Annotated in this window: 24 protein-coding genes; 3 read left to right on the plus strand and 21 right to left on the minus strand. The window is 63.4% G+C overall.

Translation table 11 applies throughout. The features are described from left to right. Positions 1 to 32: 32 nt before the first annotated feature. The 3 genes from MRY75_RS10815 to MRY75_RS10825 form a co-directional block, all read right to left on the minus strand. A complete protein-coding gene (locus MRY75_RS10815) occupies positions 33 to 674 on the minus strand; it encodes a protein-L-isoaspartate(D-aspartate) O-methyltransferase (protein ID WP_292307690.1) in 642 nt (213 codons plus the stop codon). Next, positions 674 to 1,459 (minus strand): 5'/3'-nucleotidase SurE, encoded by a 786-nt coding sequence (surE, locus tag MRY75_RS10820; RefSeq protein WP_292307692.1) that lies wholly within the window; start codon positions 1,457 to 1,459, stop codon positions 674 to 676. The genes MRY75_RS10815 and surE overlap by 1 nt, the downstream gene beginning before the upstream one ends. A 129-nt stretch (positions 1,460 to 1,588) precedes the next feature. Beyond that, a complete protein-coding gene (locus MRY75_RS10825) occupies positions 1,589 to 2,245 on the minus strand; it encodes an SDR family oxidoreductase (protein WP_292307693.1) in 657 nt (218 codons plus the stop codon). A 112-nt stretch (positions 2,246 to 2,357) separates the two neighbouring features. Between MRY75_RS10825 and MRY75_RS10830 the strand changes: the two genes are divergently transcribed. Beyond that, a complete protein-coding gene (locus tag MRY75_RS10830) occupies positions 2,358 to 2,948 on the plus strand; it encodes a biotin transporter BioY (protein ID WP_292307695.1) in 591 nt (196 codons plus the stop codon). A gap of 134 nt (positions 2,949 to 3,082) precedes the next feature. Here the strand turns inward: MRY75_RS10830 and MRY75_RS10835 are convergent, their stop codons facing one another. The 9 genes from MRY75_RS10835 to MRY75_RS10875 form a co-directional block, all read right to left on the minus strand. Continuing rightward, a complete protein-coding gene (locus tag MRY75_RS10835) occupies positions 3,083 to 3,349 on the minus strand; it encodes an amidophosphoribosyltransferase (RefSeq protein WP_292307696.1) in 267 nt (88 codons plus the stop codon). A gap of 97 nt (positions 3,350 to 3,446) precedes the next feature. Next, positions 3,447 to 4,904, minus strand: coding sequence for an amidophosphoribosyltransferase (gene purF / locus MRY75_RS10840; protein ID WP_292307955.1), 1,458 nt, complete (start codon positions 4,902 to 4,904; stop codon positions 3,447 to 3,449). A gap of 120 nt (positions 4,905 to 5,024) precedes the next feature. After that, positions 5,025 to 5,597 carry a CvpA family protein gene (locus MRY75_RS10845; RefSeq protein WP_292307698.1) on the minus strand — a complete coding sequence of 191 codons (573 nt, stop codon included), beginning with the start codon at positions 5,595 to 5,597 and terminating at the stop codon, positions 5,025 to 5,027. 33 nt (positions 5,598 to 5,630) lie between these two features. Beyond that, a complete protein-coding gene (radA, locus tag MRY75_RS10850) occupies positions 5,631 to 6,998 on the minus strand; it encodes a DNA repair protein RadA (RefSeq protein ID WP_292307700.1) in 1,368 nt (455 codons plus the stop codon). A gap of 57 nt (positions 6,999 to 7,055) precedes the next feature. Beyond that, entirely contained in the window at positions 7,056 to 7,901 is an 846-nt protein-coding gene (locus MRY75_RS10855) for a DNA repair protein (protein WP_292307701.1), read from the minus strand. A 153-nt stretch (positions 7,902 to 8,054) separates the two neighbouring features. Then, the gene (locus MRY75_RS10860; RefSeq protein WP_292307703.1) at positions 8,055 to 8,495 is read right to left on the minus strand and encodes a paraquat-inducible protein A; all 441 of its coding nucleotides are present in this window, start codon (positions 8,493 to 8,495) and stop codon (positions 8,055 to 8,057) included. Positions 8,496 to 8,498: 3 nt separating this feature from the next. After that, on the minus strand, positions 8,499 to 8,885 hold the full coding sequence (locus MRY75_RS10865; RefSeq protein WP_292307704.1) for a hypothetical protein: 387 nt from the start codon (positions 8,883 to 8,885) through the stop codon (positions 8,499 to 8,501). A gap of 13 nt (positions 8,886 to 8,898) precedes the next feature. Further along, positions 8,899 to 9,936 (minus strand): alanine racemase, encoded by a 1,038-nt coding sequence (gene alr / locus MRY75_RS10870; protein ID WP_292307706.1) that lies wholly within the window; start codon positions 9,934 to 9,936, stop codon positions 8,899 to 8,901. A 112-nt stretch (positions 9,937 to 10,048) separates the two neighbouring features. Next, positions 10,049 to 11,539, minus strand: coding sequence for a replicative DNA helicase (locus MRY75_RS10875; protein WP_292307707.1), 1,491 nt, complete (start codon positions 11,537 to 11,539; stop codon positions 10,049 to 10,051). Between the two features lie 264 nt (positions 11,540 to 11,803). Between MRY75_RS10875 and MRY75_RS10880 the strand changes: the two genes are divergently transcribed. Further along, entirely contained in the window at positions 11,804 to 12,523 is a 720-nt protein-coding gene (locus MRY75_RS10880; protein ID WP_292307709.1) for a vWA domain-containing protein, read from the plus strand. On the opposite strand, the gene MRY75_RS10885 is transcribed toward MRY75_RS10880, so the two are convergent. The 9 genes from MRY75_RS10885 to MRY75_RS10925 form a co-directional block, all read right to left on the minus strand. Continuing rightward, entirely contained in the window at positions 12,486 to 13,160 is a 675-nt protein-coding gene (locus tag MRY75_RS10885; RefSeq protein WP_292307710.1) for an orotate phosphoribosyltransferase, read from the minus strand. The two genes, MRY75_RS10880 and MRY75_RS10885, sit on opposite strands and share 38 nt — an antisense overlap. A gap of 112 nt (positions 13,161 to 13,272) precedes the next feature. After that, positions 13,273 to 14,310: a PucR family transcriptional regulator gene (locus MRY75_RS10890; RefSeq protein WP_292307711.1), complete on the minus strand. Its 1,038-nt coding sequence runs from the start codon at positions 14,308 to 14,310 to the stop codon at positions 13,273 to 13,275. Beyond that, positions 14,307 to 15,749 (minus strand): PucC family protein, encoded by a 1,443-nt coding sequence (locus MRY75_RS10895; protein ID WP_292307713.1) that lies wholly within the window; start codon positions 15,747 to 15,749, stop codon positions 14,307 to 14,309. The genes MRY75_RS10890 and MRY75_RS10895 overlap by 4 nt, the downstream gene beginning before the upstream one ends. A gap of 109 nt (positions 15,750 to 15,858) precedes the next feature. Beyond that, the gene (locus MRY75_RS10900; RefSeq protein ID WP_292307715.1) at positions 15,859 to 16,176 is read right to left on the minus strand and encodes a light-harvesting protein; all 318 of its coding nucleotides are present in this window, start codon (positions 16,174 to 16,176) and stop codon (positions 15,859 to 15,861) included. A gap of 12 nt (positions 16,177 to 16,188) precedes the next feature. Further along, on the minus strand, positions 16,189 to 16,347 hold the full coding sequence (gene pufB, locus MRY75_RS10905) for a light-harvesting antenna LH1, beta subunit (protein WP_292307717.1): 159 nt from the start codon (positions 16,345 to 16,347) through the stop codon (positions 16,189 to 16,191). A 388-nt stretch (positions 16,348 to 16,735) separates the two neighbouring features. After that, on the minus strand, positions 16,736 to 17,206 hold the full coding sequence (locus tag MRY75_RS10910; protein WP_292307718.1) for a hypothetical protein: 471 nt from the start codon (positions 17,204 to 17,206) through the stop codon (positions 16,736 to 16,738). Between the two features lie 180 nt (positions 17,207 to 17,386). After that, a complete protein-coding gene (pyrC, locus tag MRY75_RS10915) occupies positions 17,387 to 18,427 on the minus strand; it encodes a dihydroorotase (protein WP_292307719.1) in 1,041 nt (346 codons plus the stop codon). A 39-nt stretch (positions 18,428 to 18,466) separates the two neighbouring features. Next, positions 18,467 to 19,417: a phosphoadenosine phosphosulfate reductase gene (locus MRY75_RS10920; protein WP_292307721.1), complete on the minus strand. Its 951-nt coding sequence runs from the start codon at positions 19,415 to 19,417 to the stop codon at positions 18,467 to 18,469. Between the two features lie 101 nt (positions 19,418 to 19,518). After that, positions 19,519 to 20,574 carry a glycosyltransferase family 2 protein gene (locus tag MRY75_RS10925; RefSeq protein ID WP_292307723.1) on the minus strand — a complete coding sequence of 352 codons (1,056 nt, stop codon included), beginning with the start codon at positions 20,572 to 20,574 and terminating at the stop codon, positions 19,519 to 19,521. Positions 20,575 to 20,722: 148 nt separating this feature from the next. Here MRY75_RS10925 and MRY75_RS10930 point away from each other — a divergent pair, with 148 nt between their 5' ends. After that, entirely contained in the window at positions 20,723 to 21,631 is a 909-nt protein-coding gene (locus tag MRY75_RS10930; RefSeq protein WP_292307725.1) for a MoxR family ATPase, read from the plus strand. Positions 21,632 to 21,636 lie beyond the last annotated feature (5 nt).

A 21,636-nucleotide genomic window follows, 5' to 3' on the forward strand; every position in this document is an offset into this window, starting at 1 on the left:
CCCCGGTCGTCATGAGGGGCAGTATGCCCCGATTACCCGTCGCGGGCTACCCCCTCGACAAGCGGGACAAAGCGAACGGGCCTCAATTCGTCGTAATCCAGACCGTCGGGGGTGCGTCGCACCCGGATCAGATGCTGCACGGCGTCCGATTGACCGACGGGCAGCACCATGATGCCCCCCACCTTGAGCTGCGCCAACAGCGGCCCGGGTGGGTCTTCTGCGGCGGCCGTGACAAGGATGCGGTCGAAGGGGGCCTGGTCCGGCAGACCGAAACTGCCATCGGCAGTAAACGCGGTGACATTGGTCAGACCAAGCTGGTCGAAGACCTCGCGTGCCTCGCGCACCAGACGGGGATGGCGGTCGACGGTGTAGACGCGGCGGGCCAGCTGGCTCAGGATCGCGGCCTGGTAGCCCGAGCCTGTCCCCACCTCCAGCACCGTGTCGCGCGGGCTCACTTCCAGCGCCTGTGTCATCAGACCCACAACCGAGGGCTGGCTGATGGTCTGGCCGCAGGCGATGGGCAGGGGCATGTCTTCATAGGCGCGTTCGGCGAAATAACCGCGAATGAAGGGCGCGCGGTCGATCTGCTCCATCGCGGTAAGAACGGCGGCATTGGTCACGCCACGAGAGCGAAGGGCATAGAGGAACTGCATCTTGAGTTCCGCATTCTCCATCAGCGAAAGGCGTCCTGCATGGCGCTGAGCTGGTCCGAGGCGGTCAGGTCGGCGCGCATCGGTGTGATGCTGATATAGCCGGCAAGGTTCTCGGACGCATCGCTGCCCGGTGCGGTGGGCGCACGCTGGTCGCCGCCCTTGATCCAGAGAAAGCGGCGCCCAGATGGAGAGTTGTGCGGCTCGACGGAAAACCGCGTGCCTTCGCGGATGCCCTGTGGGGTGATCCGGGTGCCTTTCACCGCATCGGCCAGGACGGGCGGGAAGTTCACGTTGTAGAACAGGCGGTAGCCGGTCTGATCTTTCGGATCGTGGGCAAGAATCCGCCGAATGACTTCGGTCCCGTGGACCCGCGCGGCCTCGAACGGGTCGTCGGCCTGCGCATTGTCGGGGCCGTAATACTGCGACAGCGCAATCGCCGGGATGCCCTGAAGTGCGGCTTCCATCGCGCCGCCCAGCGTGCCGGAATAGAGCGCGTTCTCGGCCGAGTTGTTGCCCCGGTTGACCCCGGAGAGAACCAGATCGGGGGGACAGTCGGCCATGACGTCATGCAGGCCCGCCAGCACACAATCCGCCGGGCTGCCTTCGGTGGCAAAGCGGCGGTCGCCCATTTCGCTGACCATCATCGGATGTGTGTAGCTGATGCAATGCCCGACGCCGGATTGTTCAAAGGCGGGGGCCACGGTCCAGACCTCGCCATCGGGGCCAGCGAGATCATGGGCGATCTCGGCCAACACTTTCAGCCCCGGTGCGTTGATCCCGTCGTCATTGGTGATGAGTATGCGCATCTGCTCTGCCTTGCTTTTGTCCTGAATAGGCCAAGCCCCGCCCTGCGGCAAGCATCCGCCGGTTTGGATCGGGCGCGGATTTTGCGTTGACGCAAAATCCCGGATGCGAGGGCGCATCCGGCCCCCGGCTCAATCGGCGAGGATCTCGGGCAAGAGCCGCGCCGCTTCATCGGCGGGCAGGGCCAGCGCGCTGCGGTCTTCGCCGGGAAAGAACCGGGCCCGCACATGGGTCGCCATCGGGTTTGGCGTGAGGATTTTGACCTTGGGCCCGATCGAGACCGTCTCGGCCTGCCAGGACCGCGCCAGCGCGATCTGCGCCGATTTGGTGGTGCCGTAATGGCCGAAGAATTTTTCGCCGCCATGCGGGTCGTCAAAGAACACCGCGCTGCCGTCGCGTTTCAGAAGCGGTGCAATATAGGGCACAAGATGGGACATCGCGTCGAGATTGATCGACACCGATTTTGCCCAGTCCTTCTGGTCGAGGTGATCCACGGGCGAAAGCGGCCCCGCGTGGATCGCCGTGTGCACCCAAAGCGAAATTTGGCCCCAGCGGTCATGTACCGAGCGGCAAAGCTGCGCCATCGCATCGGGCTTGGTGATGTCCATCGGCGCCAGCGTGGCGCTGCCGCCTTTGGACTGGATGCGGTCATCCAGCTCTTCCAGTCCGCCCACGGTGCGCGCGACGGCGATGATGTGATGCGTGTCGGCCAAGGCCTCTGCCAGCGCAAAGCCAAGACCGCGTGAAGCGCCGGTGACCAGCGCGAGAGGGCGAGTTGTGTCCGTCATGTCCTGTCACATGCCTTTTTGCCGCCCCGCCCGCAAGAGGGCAGTGCTTGACTCAATGCTGCATTTGCAGAATTAACTGGGGCAAATATCAGAGACATGAGGGACATTCGCCATGACATTGACGCAAGCTGCCTTGGGCAAGACCACTCTGTTCCGTCAGGCGCTGCTCGCGCTCGGCGGTGCGGCCTTCATCGCGGCGGCGACGCAGGTGTCGGTGCCGTTCTTTCCGGTTCCGATGACGCTGCAGACGCTGGCGATCCTGATCGTCGGCCTGAGCTTTGGCGCACGGCTCGGCACCGCGACGCTGGTGACCTATCTGGGCTACGGCGCAATGGGTCTGCCGGTTTTCGCGGGCGGCATGAACGGTCTGGCCTTTGCCGGTCCGACCGCGGGCTTCCTTCTCGGCTTTGTCCTTATGGCGGGACTGGCCGGTCTGGCGGCGGATCGCGGTATCGCGAAGGGCTTTGTGTCGACCGCGCTGGTGACGCTGGTGCTGGCAGCACTTCTCTACATCCCCGGTATCGCGTGGCCGATGGCGGTTGCGTCGGTGAGCGGCGTCGAGGCGGGCTGGGTCGGTCAGGAGATCGGCTATTACTGGGCCTACTTCATCGCGCCCTTCCTGATCGGTGATGCCGTCAAGGCGGTGATCGCGGCACTGGTGGTGACCGGGGCGTGGAAAGCGCTGGCGGCACGCCGCGCCTGATGGATTTTACCAGACGGTAAAAGATGCCCCCGTCGAGTGATCGGCGGGGGTTTTTCTTTATGGAGAGGGGATTGGGGGCGCTGCCCCCGTCGCGCAAGCGCGACTCCCCCGAAGTATTTTCGAACCAGAGAAGATCAGGAGTTCGGCGCGGGCATGTCGATCCAATGCGCGGTGCCGTTGCGGGCCAGCGCCACGCGGCCGTCCTCGATGGCGACGACGGTCTGACCGTTCACGCGATCGCCGCGCGAGACGGTGGCTGTCTTGCCGCCGCGCAGTTTCAGCAGCGCCTGCGGGTCGCTCTGGCTGCCGAACGTGCCCAGCAGGGTCACGGAGTCGCCAAGGTCATTGGTGGTCTGGGTCGCCGTTGCGGCGACCTGGGGAGGGGTGGTGTCCTGTGCCATATGTCACGGTCTGTTGTTGCGCCAGACCGGCCACATGGGCGCTTTTGCGGGCGATGAACAGGGGGTGCCCGCACCCTGCGCGGAAGGCTGCCGAGGGTTACTCGGCCGCCTTCATCTGGAAGCCTTTTTCCACCATGTCGGACGGTTTCACCGGGTATTCGCCCGAGAAACACGCGTCGCAATATTGCGGGGATTTGGCGTCGCGACCCGAGGCTTCGCCCACGGCGCGGTAGAGGCCGTCGAGCGAGATGAACTTGAGGCTGTCGACGCCGAGATGGTCGCGCATCTCGTCCTCGGACATGGTGGCGGCCAGCAGCTTTTCGCGCTGGGGCGTATCCACGCCGTAAAAACAGGGCCAGGCGGTGGGCGGGCTTGCGATGCGGAAATGCACCTCGGCGGCGCCGGCGTCGAGGATCATCTCCTTGATCTTGCGGCTGGTGGTGCCGCGCACCACGCTGTCATCCACCAGAACCACGCGTTTGCCCTTGATGAGCGCGCGGTTCACGTTGAGCTTGAGGCGCACGCCCATGTTGCGGATCTGTTCGGTCGGCTCGATGAAGGTGCGGCCCATATACTGGTTGCGGATGATGCCCATTCCGTAGGGAATGCCCGACTCATGTGCATAGCCGATGGCGGCGGGGGTGCCGCTGTCGGGCACCGGGCAGACCAGATCGGCCTCAATGGGGGTTTCGCGCGCCAGTTCCACACCGATCTGGCGGCGGGTTTCATAGACGGAGCGGTCACCGATGATGCTGTCGGGGCGCGAGAAATAGACGTGCTCGAAGATGCAGAACCGGGATTTCTGCGGGCGGAAGGGACGGATCGACTCCACGCCGTGTTCGGCGGTGATGACCACCATTTCGCCCGGCTCGATCTCGCGGACATAGTCCGCGCCGATGATGTCGAGCCCGCAGGTTTCCGAGCTCAGAACCCAGCCATCGCCGATCTTGCCCAGAACCAGCGGACGCACGCCCAGCGGGTCGCGCACGCCGATGAGCTTGGTGCGGGTCATCGCCACGACCGAGAACGCGCCTTCGACGCGGCGCAGCGCGTCTTCCATGCGTTCGGGGATGTTGCGCTGAAGCGAGCGGGCCATCAGGTGGATGATGCATTCGCTGTCCGACGAGCTCTGGAAGATCGAACCGCGTTCGATGAGTTCACGGCGCAGGGCTTCGGCATTGGTGATGTTGCCGTTATGGGCAATCGCCGCACCACCCATCGAGAACTCGCCGAAGAAGGGTTGCACGTCGCGGATCTGGGTCTGGCCCTTGGAGCCTGCCGTGGAATAGCGCACATGGCCGATGGCCAGTTCGCCGGGCAGGGTTTCCATCAGCTTCTGGCTGGTGAAGTTGTCGCGCACATAGCCGAAGCGGCGCGCGCTGTTGAAGCCGTGATCGGGATGGTAGCTGACGATCCCTCCGGCCTCTTGCCCGCGATGCTGCAGGGCATGCAGGCCAAGGGCCACGAAATTCGCCGCGTCGGTCACGCCGACAACGCCGAAAATTCCGCATTCTTCCTTGAGTTTGTCGTCGTCGAACGGATGGGCGGGGGGCATCTGGGTGTCGGACAAATCGGGACTCCGAATCCGTGGCAGCAGAGGATGCCCCCTCATAAGCGCCATGATCGCCAGTGTCACGAAACTATCATGGTTCCGCGACAGGTTGACTGATGTTTGTCAGGCGTCGCTGTCGCCGGGCGCATCGCAGACGCCCACCAGCGCCTCGTATTGCGCGGTGATCCAGCCAAGGGCCTGTTCGGGGTTCTGTTCCTCGATCTGGCCGGTGAAGCGGCTGAAGACCACGGCAGAGCGGCTGTCGTCGATCATCGCGATGTCCTGCGAGGTGATGACCACTTCGTAGACGAAGAAGGCCACCGCGACGAGCAGGATGCCGCGCGCCACACCGAAGAGAAATCCGAGCGCCTGATCGACGCCGCCCAGGGCCGAGCGTTGCACGATGGTGGAAAAGAGCGGGGTGAAGAACGACATGATCACCAGCGCCACGGTGAAGACAGCCGCGGAGCCGCCGATCACGCTGAGCTCGCAACTGCCGGACATGAATTCGCCGATGACCGGGATTTCCGTCATCAGGGGGCGCACCTGCGGGCCGAACATGAAACCCAGCACGGCGGCGGCGACCCAGCCCAGGATGGCCATGGCTTCGCGCACGATCCCGCGCGAGTAGGCCAGAAGCGCAGACAGAACGATGACGACGGCGACAACGCCGTCAATAATGGTGAACCCTTCCATCGGTCCCTTGCCCTTCTTTTTACACGGATGGCGCTACCCTGCGCCGAACACGTCACCCACAAAACTGGCCAGAGCGTCGATCTCGGTGGCCGCGATCCCGTCGCGGGGGACCGATGTTCCACCCTTTGGCACTATCGCGGCGGTAAAACCAAGTTTTTGCGCTTCTTTCAACCGATTTTCGGTTTGTCCCACCGGGCGCAGCGCGCCGGAGAGGCTGATTTCGCCAAAGACCACGGTTTCGGCAGGCAGCGCGATGTCTTCGCGGGCCGACAGGATCGCTGCGGCGACGGCCAGATCGGCGGCGGGTTCGCTGACTTTCATGCCGCCGGCCACGTTGAGATAGACATCCAGCCCGGCAAAGGGGATGCCGCAGCGCGCTTCGAGCACGGCAAGGATCATGGCAAGGCGGCCACCATCCCAACCGACAACAGAGCGGCGTGGCTGGCTGTGTGGCGTGGGGGCCACAAGCGCCTGGAATTCCACCAGAACAGGGCGCGTGCCTTCGATCCCGGCAAAGACCGCCGATCCGGGGGACGGATCGCCGCGTTCGCTCAGGAAAAGTGCGGAGGGATTCGCAACCTCGGACAGGCCCCCGCCGGTCATCTCGAAGACGCCGATTTCATCCGCCGGGCCAAAGCGGTTCTTGACGGCGCGCAGGATGCGGAATTGGTGGCCGCGTTCGCCTTCGAAATAGAGCACGGTGTCGACCATGTGTTCGACCACGCGGGGGCCGGCGATCTGGCCATCCTTGGTGACATGGCCGACCATGATCACCGAGGTGCCGCGGCGTTTGGCAAAGCTGGTCAGCTCATGCGCCGAGGCGCGCACCTGGGCCACGCTGCCGGGGGCGGAGGCGACGTTGTCGGCCCACATGGTCTGGATCGAGTCGATGATGGCGAGATCCGGCTTTTCGTTTTCCAGCGTCGTCAGAATGTCGCGCAGGTTGGTTTCGGTCGCCAGTTTCACCGGCGCGTCGCGCAGACCCAGACGGGCCGCGCGCATGCGCACCTGGGCGCTGGCCTCTTCGCCCGAGATGTAGACGACCTTGAGCCCGGCACGGGCAAAGGCGGCGGCGGCCTGCAGAAGAAGCGTCGATTTGCCGATGCCGGGATCGCCGCCGACCAGCAGGGCAGAGGCGGGGACAAGCCCGCCGCCCAGCACGCGGTCCAGCTCGTCCAGACCCGAGGTTGTGCGGGGTGGGGGCGCTTCGTTGCCCGAGAGATCGCTTAACGGCAGGGACCGGCCCTTTGATGCGCCCAGCGTCCTGGCGGCGGGACCGGCGGCCAGCGGCACCTCTTCCACGATGGAGTTCCATTCGCCGCAGGCGTCGCAGCGGCCCGACCATTTGGTGGTCGTGTTGCCGCAGGATTGGCAGACAAAGGATGCAGAGGATTTCGCCATGACGACGCTTGTGGCGCAAGCCGTGCGGGCCTGCAAGCTGTGCCGTAGGGCCGGACGTTATTCGGCAGCGCGCCGCGCGAGAAGGGCCACGATCCGGTTGTCGTCATTGTCGGGGAAATCGGGCGGTTCGTCCCATTGGTCCGAGACCTCGCGCAGGCTCTGGGTCTTGCGCGGTGGCACGGTTGGAGCGCTGTCCTTGTCGAAGAGTTCCGGCAGGATGTCGGACAATTCCGCCTGCAGGCGGTCAAGCTGGGCCTTGGCGACGCTTTCCTCAAGCTCGACCTTGTCGATCCAGACGCGCATCTCGGCTGCCGAGGCCTTGGCACTGTCGAGGCGGGTGTTGAAGTCCTCAATCTCCTGTTGGCGCTGGATCAGGAAATCGCGGGCGCGCTCGAGGCTGCTGTCGGAATAGGTGCTGGCCAGGTCGCGCGAGATATGGCTCATCTGGCTTGCGATTTCGAGCACCGATGGCTCCAGTTCCGCCAGGTCGGGGTGATCGCGCAGATAGGCCATCCGTTCGCGCACCGAATCAAATTCGGATTTCAGCCGGAACGCGCCCTCGCGGTCAGCCGCATGCGCAGCCCGATAGGCCCGTGCCACGTCTTCCATTCCGATGTGGAAGCGGCGATGCGAGGTTTCGAGTGCCATGATCCGGGCATTTGCGGGCAGAAACGCGCACAAACCGATCAGCAGCGCCGTTCCCCCGATCTGCACAATCTGTCCGGCCTGAGGGTAGCCGACACCCCCAAATGTTGCGGTCATTTCCAGCCATGGCGCGTATCCAAAGGCGCAGGCCAGCGTATATCCAAGCGCCCCAAGACCCAGCAGCGCCACGGACAGAAACATCACCCGCTGCAGGACCCAACCCGTCGAAACAACGAGCGACCGCATCGCACCAACCATCGAAAACCCCCAAGTAACCACGTAATTCTTGGCAACATGAGCGACTTTATGCCGAAGCCCGTGGTGGACATACTGTTTTTTAACGATTTTTCCGACAGCGCGCGGATGTGTGAACAATCGGCATCATTTCGGAAGTTTGTTTCGAAAGCGTGATCAATCGCGGCGATGACGGCTTTCGACGAGGCTGAGCACCAGCGATGTAAGGATGCAGCCTGTGAACAGGTATAGGCCCCAGGCGGTTTCAATCCGTCCGATGCCGATGCCTTTGACGATGGTGATGTAGAGCGCGATCAGGAACACATCCGCCATCGCCAGTTTGCCCATCAGCGACAGCGCGGGCAGGGCACCTGCGCCCACGGCTCCGAACTGCACAAGGGCAAGCCCCACGGTTTTCACGTAAGGTGCCACCAACGCAAAGAGCGCAACCAGCAGCGCCAGCAGGATATCCGTGTCCCAAAGCGCCTGCAGACCGGTCAGAACGCTGATCTCGTTCAGGCCAAAGAGCGGCAGGACACCTGCGCGCATCAGTGGCGCGGCCCAGGCGACGGGGTAGAGCATCAGCAGCGCGAGGTTGATCCACCGAAGCGCCGCCATGCTCTAGAGCCGGGTTGCGAACCAGAGACCGAGATAGGCAACCAGTCCCAAAAGGTGCAGGACGTCGATCCAGCGCCAGCGCCGTTGCGGCATGGCAAGGCTGGTGGCGAACACGGCCGAGGCGAACAGGGGGAGCATCACTCCGCCGCCTGCGGCCTGCGCCCGGGCGATCTCGGCGTAAAGCGGCGCGCTCGTGAGGTTCAGCGCAGGGGCGAAGCTTGCAAAGATGGCGGCGGTCGAGATCAGCAGGGCCAGACCCGCAGGCAGGCGGGCCAGTCCACCCCCGACGACAAGCCGGAGCAGGGCAAGGACGGCAAGCACTTCGAAGAAGACGAAGCGCTGGACGAAGATGAAGGCGATCAGGACCGGGGATGGTTCGAAAAAGCTCATACCCGCCGCCCCGTCATGTGTGGATGTAGCTGCGTGCGTAGCGTGACCCCAACGAGGTCAGGATCTCGTAACCGATGGTGCCCGCTGCGTCAGCCAGCGTGTCGATGGATTGATGGGGGCCCATCAGCTCCACCGCGTCCGGCATGGCCTTCACCGCGCTCACGTCGACGCCGATCAGGTCCATCGAGATGCGGCCGACGATTTTGCATCGGGTCTCGCCCGCCCAGACATGGGCCTTGGGACCCATCGCGCGGATGATGCCATCGGCATACCCGGCGGAAATCGTGGCGATCTTGCCGGGCACGCGGGCCACCCAGCTGTTGCCATAGCCGACGGATTCGCCGGGGTTCACGTCGCGCACCTGAATCACCGGGATCGACAGAGAGACCACGGGACGGGCATCGACAAAGGGCAGGCCGCCATAAAGCCCGATGCCGGGGCGCGTCATGTCGAAATGGTAGTCGCGGCCAAGGATCGTGCCACCGGTTGCCGCAAGGGATCGCGGCGCGTCGATGCCGTCGGTCATCTGGCGGAATGTCTGGAGCTGGAATTCGTTCATGCCGTGGTTCGGCTCGTCCGCGCAGGCCAGATGGCTCATCACGAGGACCGGTTTCTGTCCCAGTGCGATGTCGCGCAGGGCGGCCCATTCGGCAGGCTCCATTCCCAACCGATTCATCCCGCTGTCCAGCTGGATGCCGAAGCGGTGCCCCGGCAGGGCTTCGACATGGCGGAGCATCTGGTCGATGGAATTGATCATCGGGACAAGGTCCGCCTCGCGCAAAAGCGGTGCATCGCCATCCATGTGTCCGCCAAAGACGCAGATGGTCGGCCCTGCGCCGAGCGCCTTGCGCAGCTCGACGCCTTCTTCGGCCTGTGCGACAAAGAAAGTACGCGCGCCTTCCTCGGCCAGGGCCTTGGCGACCCTGGACGCCCCCAGCCCATAGGCGTTTGCTTTCACGACGGCCGCGGTTTCGCCCGCGTTCATCGCTGCAAGTGCCCGCCAGTTGGCGCAAATCGCACCCAGATCAATCGTTAGAACAGCCTGTGCCATGGGCGGTGTTTGTGCGTGTCCGTGCGGTGGGTCAAGCGGGAAAACGGTGCCGGCCCGCTTTGCCGGGCCAGTGCGGCGGAATTGATAACGCGGCGTGTGTGCCGCGGCCGGATCAGATGTCGTCCGCGCCTTGCTGCCACGGCTTGATAAGATTGCCAAAGCGGGTGAAGCGGCCCTCGAAGCTCAGCTCGACCGTGCCGATGGGACCGTGACGCTGCTTGCCGATGATGACCTCGGCGCGGCCGTGCAGGCGCTCCATCTCTTCCTGCCAGGCAGCCATTTTCTCGAGATCATGTTCGCCGGGTTTTTCGCGCTCCTTGTAGTATTCCTCGCGGAACACGAACATCACGACGTCGGCGTCCTGTTCGATGGAGCCCGATTCCCGCAGGTCCGAAAGCTGCGGGCGTTTGTCCTCGCGGCTTTCCACCTGACGCGACAGCTGCGACAGCGCGATCACCGGGATGTCGAGTTCCTTGGCAATCGCCTTGAGACCCTGCGAGATTTCCGAGATCTCGTTCACCCGGTTGTCGCCCTTGCCGGTGCCCTTCACCAGCTGAAGGTAGTCGATGATCAGCACATCCAGCCCATGCGTCCGTTTCAGACGGCGGGCGCGAGCGGCCAGCTGGCTGATGGGAAGGGCTGGGGTGTCGTCGATATAGAGCGGGCAGGCTTCGAGCGATTTCGCGGCATCGACGAAGCGGCGGAATTCGGTTTCCGTCATGTCGCCGCGGCGGATCTGTTCGGACGGCACTTCGGCCGCTTCCGACAGGATCCGCGCGGCCAGCTGCTCGGCGCTCATTTCGAGGGAATAGAAGCCCACAACGCCGCCTTCGACCGTGCCTTCCGTGCCATCCGGGCGGATGCCCTTGCGATAGGCCTTGGCGATGTTGAAGGCGATGTTGGTGGCAAGCGACGTCTTGCCCATGGAGGGGCGTCCGGCGAGAATCAGCAGGTCGGATTTGTGCAGGCCGCCCAGCTTGCGGTCCATGTCGACCAGCCCGGTCGAGATGCCTGCCAGACCACCTTCGCGTTGATAAGCGGCGTTCGCGACATTAACAGCGTCCGTTACGGCCTTGAGAAAGCTTTGAAATCCGCTCTCGCTGCGGCCCTGTTCGGCCATCTTGTAAAGCGCCTGTTCGGCTTCGACGATCTGTTCGCGCGGCTCGGAAGAGACATCGACCTTGGCCGCCTTTGCACTGATGTCGCGCCCCAGCGCGATGAGATCCCGGCGCACGGCCAGATCATAGATCATCTGGGCATAGTCGCGCACGGCGAACGAGCTGATCGCGGCACCGGCCAGACGCACGAGATAGGCCGGCCCGCCCAATTCCTTGAGACCCTCGTCATCTTCCATGAACGCCTTGAGGGTAACCGGCGACGCGAGATTGTTCTTGGCAATGCGCGCAGAGGCGATTTCGAAGATGCGGGCATGCACCGGATCGTAGAAATGCTGCGGCCCGATGATTGACGCCACGCGGTCGAACACGTCGTTATTGGTCAGGATCGCGCCCAGCAATTGCTGCTCGGCCTCGATCGAGTGCGGCATGGTTTCGGGGTTCGTGATCTCGGCACCGGTTGGATTGAATGTCGTGATCTCGTTCATGCTGCACCCCCTGATTGTCCCGGCTCCGAGGTAGCGATATGTCCGGCGAAGGGCAAAATGTATATCCTGTGGATAAACTGTGGGCCTGTGGGTTTCGCCTATCTTGCGCGATGACGGCGTCCTGCGTCAACATCTGGTGTCGGCTGAGGCGTTCTGTGTCCCGTTCGACACGCGGCAAGCAGCCGATGTCGACCGTTACAAATTATTTACAAACGAAGCGACGGCATGCGAGGCTGGTGCCTTCACTGGAAAAGGCGTTGATCCATGAAATCGATTCTGGCTTCGGTCTTGGCGCTCGGTGTGGGCATCGCCCCGCTGCATGCTCAGCAGGGATGCGCCCGCGATGCGATGGTCGTCTTCGACGGATCGGGGTCGATGGCCGAGATGGGATTCAATCTTCTGGACGAGCCGCGCATTCTCGACGCGCGCCGTGCCATGCGGACCGTCATGCCGCAAGTGGCGCCCGTGCGCCGCATGGGGTTGATCACCTACGGACCCGGCGCCAAGGCCCAGTGCGACAGTGTGCAACTGCGCTTTGCTCCGGTGCCCGATGCCGCGGATCGCATGATTTCCGAGGTCGAGCGTCTTGAGCCCGAGGGGGAAACACCCCAGACCGATGCCATCGCTCAGGCGGCTGCCGTGCTGGATTATACCAACAAGCCCGGCGTGATCGTGCTTGTGACCGACGGAAAGGACACGTGCGGTGGCGCGCCCTGTGCGTTGGCGGCGGATCTTGTGCGGGGTGCGGACATGACGGTGCACGTGATCGGCTTCCGGGTCCGGGGCGAACATTTCGCCTGGCCGGACCAGCCGGCCGACACGGCGGTGGAGCCCGTCGCACGCTGCCTCGCGGATCAGACCGGCGGGACCTACGTGCATGCCGAAACGCTTGACGATCTGATCGGGGCGCTGCGCCAGACGCTGGGCTGCCCGGTCTACAGTACGGTTACTTTCGGGCGTCCTGCCACGCGCGGGGCGCTTTGAGGAAGGCTTCGACCTCGGTCAGCGTGGCGGCATCGAAGGCCCCCTGCGCACGGGCTTCGGCCAACACGTCCCACCATGTGCAGAGATGGTGCAGAGTCACGCCGTGATCGCCCAGCGTCTTGGTCGTTTCCGGGAAGATGTCGTAGTAGAAGATCACCGCCGTATGCGCACAGGTCGCGCCGGTTTCGCGGATGGCATCCACAAAGCTCAGCTTCGATCCGCCGTCGGTCGTCAGGTCTTCGACCAGCAGCACGCGCTGGCCTTCGGTCATGGCCCCTTCGATGCGGGCGTTGCGGCCATAGCCTTTGGGCTTCTTGCGGACATAGGTCATGGGCAGCGCCATGCGCTCGGCCACCAGTGCGGCAAAGGGAATGCCCGCCGTTTCGCCACCGGCGATGTTGTCGAAGGCTTCGAACCCGGCATTGCGCATGACCGTCACGGTCAGGAAATCCATCAGGGTTGACCGGATGCGCGGGAACGAGATCAGCTTGCGGCAGTCGATATAGGTGGCCGAGGGCAGGCCGGAGGCGAGGATGAACGGGTCTTCGGGCCGGAAGTTGACTGCGCCGATCTCCAGCAGCATCCGCGCGGTCAGGCGGGCGATCTCTTCGGGGGACGGGTAGGAGGTGGGGATCATGGCGCAGGTCCTCGGGTCGGTTTGCGCCGCTCTAGCGGGTTTTGCCGCAGAGGAAAAGGGCGGGTGGCATGGTCAGCCTCCCGCCCTTTGCGTGACGTTCTACAGGTCGAGATCAGCGCCGCTTGAGTGTCGGCAGCCCCAGCATCTTGGAAAAGGACCAGCCGCTTTCGCTGTCCTGCGGGCGACGGATCACCAGCGGCAGGAACACGTCCGCCATCCGGGCATGCCGCGGAAAGATCGACTTGGTCGAGGGTTTGCGACGGCTGATGAGCGGGATCGGCCAGTTGGCCATGCGGGCATGGCGCGGGAAGGCAAAGCCGTCATAAGGTTCGCGGTCGCTCAGCAATGGGATCGGGAAATCCGCCTGATGCGGTGCCCCCGGAATGATCGCATTGGTATGCTCTTCCCCGTTGATCAGCAGCGGGAAGGGCCAGTTTGCCATCCGCATGTGACGCGGGAAGGCGAACTTGTCCCACGGTTTGCGGCGGCTGATGAGCGGAAGCGGGAAATTCGCCATGCGTGCGTGGCGGGGGAAGGCGAACTTGTCCCAGGGCTTGCGGTGGCTGATCAGCGGAAGCGGCCAATTGGCCATGCGTGCGTGACGCGGGAAGGCGAACTTGTCCGCCGGCTTGCGGCGGCTGAGCAGTGGGATCGGCCAGTTTGCCATGCGGCCGTGGCGGGAGATCGCCATCTCGTCATAGGGCTTGCGGCGGCTGATCAGGGGGATCGGCCAGTCCGCCATGTAGTGATTGCGCTCGGACGGGTCTTTCTGACGAAGCAGGATATGCGGATGTTCGGGCAGGATGCTCAGCCCGCGTCCGCGCGCATCCTTGACGAAATGGTCCTGGTTGAGGTCGCCCATGGCCACCGCACCTTTTTCAGCGGCGACCCTGCGGGTGATCTTGGCCACGCCCAGCGGCGAGTACTTGCCGCGCACCATCAGCACCGCCCCACCCGAAGACATCCGGGCCTCATAGGCCTTTGCCGTTTCCGGCACGACATTCGCGGCCTGCAACGTTTTGGCCAGACCCTTCTTGTCGGAATAGATCCGGATGATGGCGGGCGACACGTTATACGTATACATGAGTTTGCGTTTCGCAGATTGGGCCTGATCTGCGCTGTCGAAGTACCGAGTGATAATCGTCGTCATGGTGCCTCCACCGGGTTGGATTGCGAGGATGCTGCAGCACGTGGGGCCCGTGACAGGTCTCCCCGGCCCGCGAGCGGGAAAATCAGGAGTACGGCGAGCACAAGGAACGCCATCTCCATGGAGAATACAACGTTGTAGGGCGTTTCGACGGCAAGGCCATTGTCGCCGGACGGAAGGGCGACAATCAGGTCGCGTGCCCATCCGGCAAGCGCCATGCCGATCCCGGCCGCCGTCGCCTGAACGCTGCCCCAGGCACCAAGTGCCAGCCCGACCTTTTCCTTCGGCGTGGCGCGCATCGTCGCGGTCAGGGTCGAATGGCCGAACAGGCCCGCGCCTAGGCCGATCATCAGCGTGCCGGCCAGAAAGGCCGTCGTGCCGCCGCCATAGGCGGAAAAGATGATGGCGGCAAAGCCGGGAATGCCGATCAGCGCGCCGGTCAGCGATGTCGAGGACGGCGCGCCGCCATTGCCCAGCGTGCGCGACGCAATGCCAAAGCCCAGCAGAGTGCCACCCGCGAGCAGCGCCGTGAGTTTCGTCGTGCTGGCAACCGACAGGCCCAGAGCTTCGCCGCCATAGGGTTCGAGAAGCACATCCGCCATGCCGAAACCGAACGTGCCAAGGGCGATGACCAGCAGCAGCCGCAGCATGCCTGCATTCTGCATCAATTGCGCCCATGCGTCACGAAAGGCGACGTTCGGCGCCACTTCCATGGCTTTGGCCCGAACGCGGTCTCGTGCCTCCTGTTTCCACATGGCCAGGAAATTCAGCGCGACGGTCACGACGGCAGACCCCTGGATGACCTGCACCAGGCGACCCGGCGAATAGTTTTCCAGAAGGATTCCATAGATGATCGCGCTCAGCACCATGCCGAACAGAAGCATGACATACATCAGGCCGACCACTTTGGGCTGATCGGCCTCCTCGACGAGATCCGTCGCTAGGGCGAGGCCAACCGTCTGCACGATGTGCACGCCCGCGCCGACCAGGAGGAAGGACAGTCCGGCGGAACTGTAACCGATCCAGCGCGGGGCATCGTAGGCCTCGCCATAGCCGGACAGGACCAGCAGGGCGAAGGGCATGATGGCAAAGCCACCGAACTGGTAAAGCGTGCCTTTCCAGATATAGGGCAGGCGGCGCAGACCCAGCGCGGATTTGTGCATGTCGGATTTGAACCCGATAAGGGCCCGGAACGGCGCAAAGAGAATGGGCAGCGCCAGCATCGTGCCGACAAGGCTGGCCGGGACCGACAATTCGACGATCATCACGCGGTTCAGGGTTCCGACCAGCAGAACCAGAGCCATGCCAACCGTCACCTGGAACAGCGACAGCCGCAGCAGGCGCGACAGCGGCACGCCGTCCGAGGCGACATCCGCAAAGGGAAGATAGCGCGGGCCGATGGTCGCCAGTCTGTGCAGAACGATGCGACGGTAGTCGAACATTCCGGAGCACCTTTTTCAGGGCCGCGCCACAACAGGACGGTGCAGGCGGCTGAGATCCGGGGAATGCGGGCCCGGCACGATTGGCCGGGTCCACATTACTGCGATGCGGTTACAACTCGGGTTGCAACTGGGATGGCTGGATCAAGGCCTGTGTCGACGTCCCATCCGGGAGGATGATCGTGACCTGCAGGCTGCCATCTTGCTGCGGTACCGCATAGCTGGCCTTGGCCGTATCCGACTTCGGAGCAAGGAGCTGCGCCGAAGCTTCGGTGCTGCTCAGCTCTTCGCCGACGAGGTAGTTGTTGTACCAGTCGACCTTGCTGAGCACGGCAACGTGCACGGCAAAGGAACCGACGGCAACCGCGCCGAGGAAGATGGGAACGCCCACCGCGGGGGGGACGACGAGCCACATTTTTGCGTTGTTCATGCTGTGTCTCCGTTATCCGAGCCAGGGTGTGGACACGGCCACAAGGAAGTGCGCCAGCAATGCGATCGCACCGAACACGCGTGTGCCATCAATCAGGTAGCTGTGGACCTCCTCGGCCTCTTTCAAGGTCAAACCGGTCGGCCAGACCTTGTCTTCGTCGTCTGTTGACATTGTGAACTCCTTCTACGGGTTGGTTCGAGTTGGTTTCGGAGCGCTGTGGACTTGGGCGGGACGCCCGTGTCGATCGGCCTGCACCCCTTGAGGGCCGATCAGAAACCTCATGAAAGACATTTTGACCCAGTGTGTAATAAAAAACTGACAGTAGCAATTGTAATCTTAAGTTTACACTCTAGCCACGTGATGACATGGCATCCATTCCGCTTGGGAATATGCAGAAAAACAGGGGGTTGAGGGCATAGCAGAGCTGTTCGGTGTACGATGCGGATGCACAGAATTCAGGCAAACAAACGGATTTTCGGCGGGTCAGCTGATTCTTTTTGCGGATCCCGTGAGGACCGTCCGCTCTGGCCGGTGACACGTCGCGGGACGTCGGTCGGGGTCAGCAGCGGCTGTAGACCATACCCCAGAAGTTCCGGTTCGGCATCGGGTCGTCTGCCGCCTGTCCCGTGAGATAACGCCCCCCAAGAGCATAGGCTTCCGTCTCGCCCTGAGCCGGACAGAGCCACGCATCCGCTGCACCGCTCTGCCATTGCACATGGTGCACGAGTTCGTGCAGCAGGACCTCGCGCCACAGCGGATTGTCCATCGGATCGTCGAAATGTTCGACATCCGTGTAGAATTCGGCCGACAGAAGGTAGATCGTGCCGTAAGGGCCGTCTGTCGCCGCATAGAGCGCGTTGACACGCTCATCGACACCGTCATCCGGCATGAGATGCGCAACGCCGGTGTAATATTCGCGTGTCAGTTCGTGCGGTGTCAGCTGCAGGACAATCGGATGCGGCAGGTTCGCCGTATCATACTGGCTGTGATCGCCGATCCACTCCAGCAAGGCATCAATCAACTGCTCCATGGGAGGCCCTTTCGCGCTTGTCCTCCCATCACCATGGTAGCGCGACTACGACCAAAGTCGTAAAGCATCGTTCGAAATGTCTGGGGAATGTCCGGTTGTGCCGGTTTTGTAGGCAAGCCGTCACGCAGCGCCCACAGAATGGGCGCGTTCAGCGTCATCCGAGCTGCGGTGCACGCTGCGCTAGGTTGAGACCCGCCAGTGCAGGGGCATCAACGGATCGAACACGGTCACCGGGCCATCGCCGGTGTCGATGTGATCTGGATACGTGACCGGAGCGCCCTTGGTCAAAGTGATCGTGCTCTCGTTCGGTGGCAGACGGTAGAATTTGGGGCCGTTCAGGCTGGTGAAGCTTTCCAGCCGGTCCAGCGCGCCGTCCTGTTCGAACACCTCGGCAAGGATGGACAACGTGTTGGTCGCGGTGAAACAGCCCGCACAGCCACAGGGCAGAAGCTTGTTCGCATCCGTATGCGGCGCACTGTCGGTGCCAAGGAAAAAGGTCGGATCGCCGCTGGTTGCGGCGCGGCGCAGGGCAAGCCGGTGTTCCTCGCGCTTCGCGACGGGAAGGCAGTAGTAGTGCGGCTTGATCCCTCCGGCGAGGATATGGTTGCGATTGATCACGAGGTGATGCGTCGTGATCGTGGCCCCAAGCTCGGGTCCACCTTCCGACGCATATTCCACACCCTGCATCGTCGTGATGTGCTCCATCACCACCCGCAATCCGGGGGTGGCGCGGCGGATCGGATCAAGCACCCGCTCGATGAACACCGCCTCACGGTCGAAAATGTCGATGTCGCTGTCCACCACTTCGCCATGAACACAGAGCGGGCAGCCGATTTCGGCCATCGTCTCCAGTACCGGGCGCACCTTGTCGAAATTCGTCACACCCGAGGCCGAATTGGTGGTGGCCCCGGCGGGGTAAAGCTTGACCGCCGTGATCAGCCCGTCGGCATGCGCTTGCGCAAGATCCGCTGGGTCGGTGTCTTCGGTCAGGTACAGCGTCATCAGTGGCGTGAAGCCTGACCCCTTGGGCAGGGCCGCCAGGATGCGGTCGCGATAGGCGGCGGCATCCGCGCCGGTGACGACAGGGGGCACAAGGTTCGGCATGATGATCGCGCGGGCAAAATGCCGGGCGGTTTCCGGCGCGACGGCACGCAGCATGGCGCCATCGCGCAGGTGCAGGTGCCAGTCGTCGGGGGTGCGAAGGGTCAGCGTCTGAGTCATGTCCGCCGCGTAGCACGCAGAGCGGATCGGTTCCAGAGCCTAGTCCTCGGCGGTGTCGGTTTCGCCGGTCCGCGCTTGCCTGAATGCCTTGAGTTTGCGCCGGTAGCGCGGCGCACCGAATTGATCGACGATATAGGTGCACACGGACTCGGCCAGCGCGGGGCGGTCCTGCGCTTCGAGCGTGGCAAACAGCTTCTTGCAATAGATCGCATGCGACCGGCGCGCGCGGTAGAGCTTTGCAAAAAGCTGGGTATCGAGCGTGCCGTCCGCTGCCGCCGCGACAAGCCTGTTCAGCACACCCATCTGGGAGAGATTGAGCTGCATTCCGCCGCCCAGATGTCGCGCGCGGAACCGGGTGACGCCGGGCCGCTGGAGCAGCGCTGCATGCATCGCGCCCGGACGGTCGCTGGGATCGTAGAGGATGTAGCCCGATGATGCGGCTTCGAGCATGTCGGGCGCATAGCCGTAGCGGTCGGTGAAATCCGTTCGGCGCATATGCGCGAAGCGGTCATCCCACTCTGTCATGCGCGGATCGAGCGTGGCCTGTGGTTCAAGGGCGATCACCGTCGCACCGGGGGCGGCGACGGAGAACGCGCACGCGGCATAGCCGCAGGGACCGGCACCGAAAAAGATCACCTGTTCGAAATCGTCAAAAAAGCCGTCATCGGTCAGCTGGTCGAAAAAGCCGTAGACCTCGGCATCGCGGAACCACGTGTCGCGGTTGCAGATCACCGTCAGGCAGGACCAGTCCTTGTCGCGCGCGAGGTCGAATCCGATCGGGCGCGCCTCTTCAGACTGCGCCTGGATCGCCGGAAGCGATTCGAAGCTCACCAGCAGCGTGTCGCCCTTCTCCACGAAAGCCGCGTTGTGATGTGGGCCAAGCGGTTCGAAGAATCCGCAGGACTCGCCGATCTCCTGCATGTCCTCAAGCCATTGCGCCGGTCTGAGCTCGCTCAGGGAAAGCGTATATGGATCGGTGTCGTCCTGCATGGTTCACTTGTCCTCATGGTCTCGCGCCTGTTGACAGGTCTTTGTTTGAGATAGGAGTTACTCAGCAAATTGGGCAGAATTGAGCCAAAATACAGGGGAGTCTATGATCCCGCAGCGTCATCTGTGACGGCGCCTTGGGCATGGGCGATCAGAGCGTTGGCCGCATCGCTGGACAGCGGGCAGGATGGTGGCGTCATCAAGAGCCGCCCGAACAGGTCACGGAACGCGTCCTGAGTCAGCAATTGCTGAAATCGGGACTTGCGCCATTCCACCGCGTCACCATGCAGCTGCGCGAGGACCGGATCGGCCGACAGCTTGGAACGGATGGGCTGTGCGCGGTCCCAGAGGTCCAAAGCGCTGCGATCCTCTTCGGTGTTGAGATTGCGTTCCACCCAATAATCCAGGCCCAGCCGATCGTCACTGTGCACGGCGCGGCCCCGGTCGGCCTTGAGCACATAGCTTTCCATCGCACCAAGCGGATAGTGATTGAGCTGCACAAGGCCATGCTGCGGCACCCGGTAATCGGAAAAGATCCGACCCGTCGCCATCTCGGGCGGCAGCGCGCGTCCGTCGCCATCGAACCAGCGCGCATGTGCCAGCCGATCTTCGACCGGGTTGCGCGGGCGATGCACACCGAGGTTCCGATAGGTCCGGTCGTTGCGATAGAGCGTCTTGAACATGGCCGCCCGCCAAGGCCAATGCAGGGGGCGCGGACCCGCACGGGTGAATTGCAGCGGCACGGGCGCATCCTCATAGGACATGACCCCGGCATTGCCGAAATTTCGCCAGGTCAGCGTGATCGCCGTGGCCTCGGGCAGGGCGGTGATCAAGGCGGGCAGGGTCCGGTCTCCGACATGGACATTGACGAATTCGTCGATATCGAGGGCGATCAGCCAATCGGCCTGCTGCACGGCCTCGGCCTTGCCCGCAAGTTTCAGCCCGCTGAACTGGATGCCGCCGTTTCCATAGGGCGGAGCGTTGCGCAGATGCGTGAGCCAGCCCAGAGCCTCGAGCCGGTCAAGCATCGCGTCGGTCCCGTCGTCGCATTCGTTGGAAACGACAACGAAATCCGTGATCCCGACGCTGCGGTGCCAGGCCAGCCAGTCGAGCAAAAACGCCGCCTCGTTGCGGACACAGAGAACGGCGGTGATCGTCACGGGGGCGGTGGCCTTGGGTCAGGAAAAACAACGCGATAACTCTGTCAAATCGCATAGAGGCCGTCAATTCTGGCCGTCACGTGCGACCTTGGCGCTATTGACCTTGGGGGCGGGCACGGGGCAGCAAGTCCCCAAAGAGGAGCATCCCATGCAGACACCCGACAGTATCGACGCCGTTCAATCCATGCTGGCCGACACCGGCTATGTCTGCGGACGGGCGCTGGCCACGGTGGTGTTCCTGTCGCTCAGATTGGGCCGGCCGTTGTTCCTTGAAGGCGAGGCGGGCGTCGGCAAGACCGAGATCGCCAAGGCGCTGGCGGCATCGCTGGGCCGCAAGCTGATCCGGTTGCAATGCTACGAAGGGCTGGACGCGTCCAGTGCCGTCTACGAATGGAACTTCCCCGCGCAGATGATCGCCATCCGCACGGCCGAGGCGGCGGGCAATGCCGACCGCGAGATGCTGCAGCGCGAACTCTTCGGCCCCGACTTCCTTGTGGAGCGCCCACTGCTTGAGGCGATGCGCCCCGATGCCAATGGCGCGCCGGTGCTGCTGATCGACGAGCTGGACCGCACCGACGAGCCATTCGAGGCGTTCCTGCTGGAAGCCCTCAGCGACTTCCAGGTGACGATCCCCGAGATGGGCACCATCACCGCACCCGAGCCGCCCATCGTCATCCTGACCTCGAACCGCACGCGCGAGGTGCACGATGCGCTTAAGCGCCGTTGCCTTTATCATTGGGTCGATTACCCCGATTTCGCCCGCGAGGTGGAGATCCTGAACACCCGCGCGCCGGAGGCCTCGGAAACGCTGAGCCGCGAAATCGTCGCCTTCGTGCAGCGCCTGCGCACCGAGGACATCTTCAAGAAACCGGGTGTGGCCGAAACCATCGACTGGGCGAAATGCCTGCTGGCGCTCGACGTGATCGACCTCTCGCCTGAAGTTATTTCCGACACGCTGGGCGCGATCCTGAAATACCAGGACGACATCCAGAAACTGCAGGGCTCCGAGGCGAAGCGCCTGCTGGACGAAGCCAAGGCAACGCTCGAACCGGTATGATGCTT

Source organism: Marivita sp., assembly GCF_022763305.1.
In the GTDB taxonomy this organism is placed as follows: domain Bacteria; phylum Pseudomonadota; class Alphaproteobacteria; order Rhodobacterales; family Rhodobacteraceae; genus Marivita.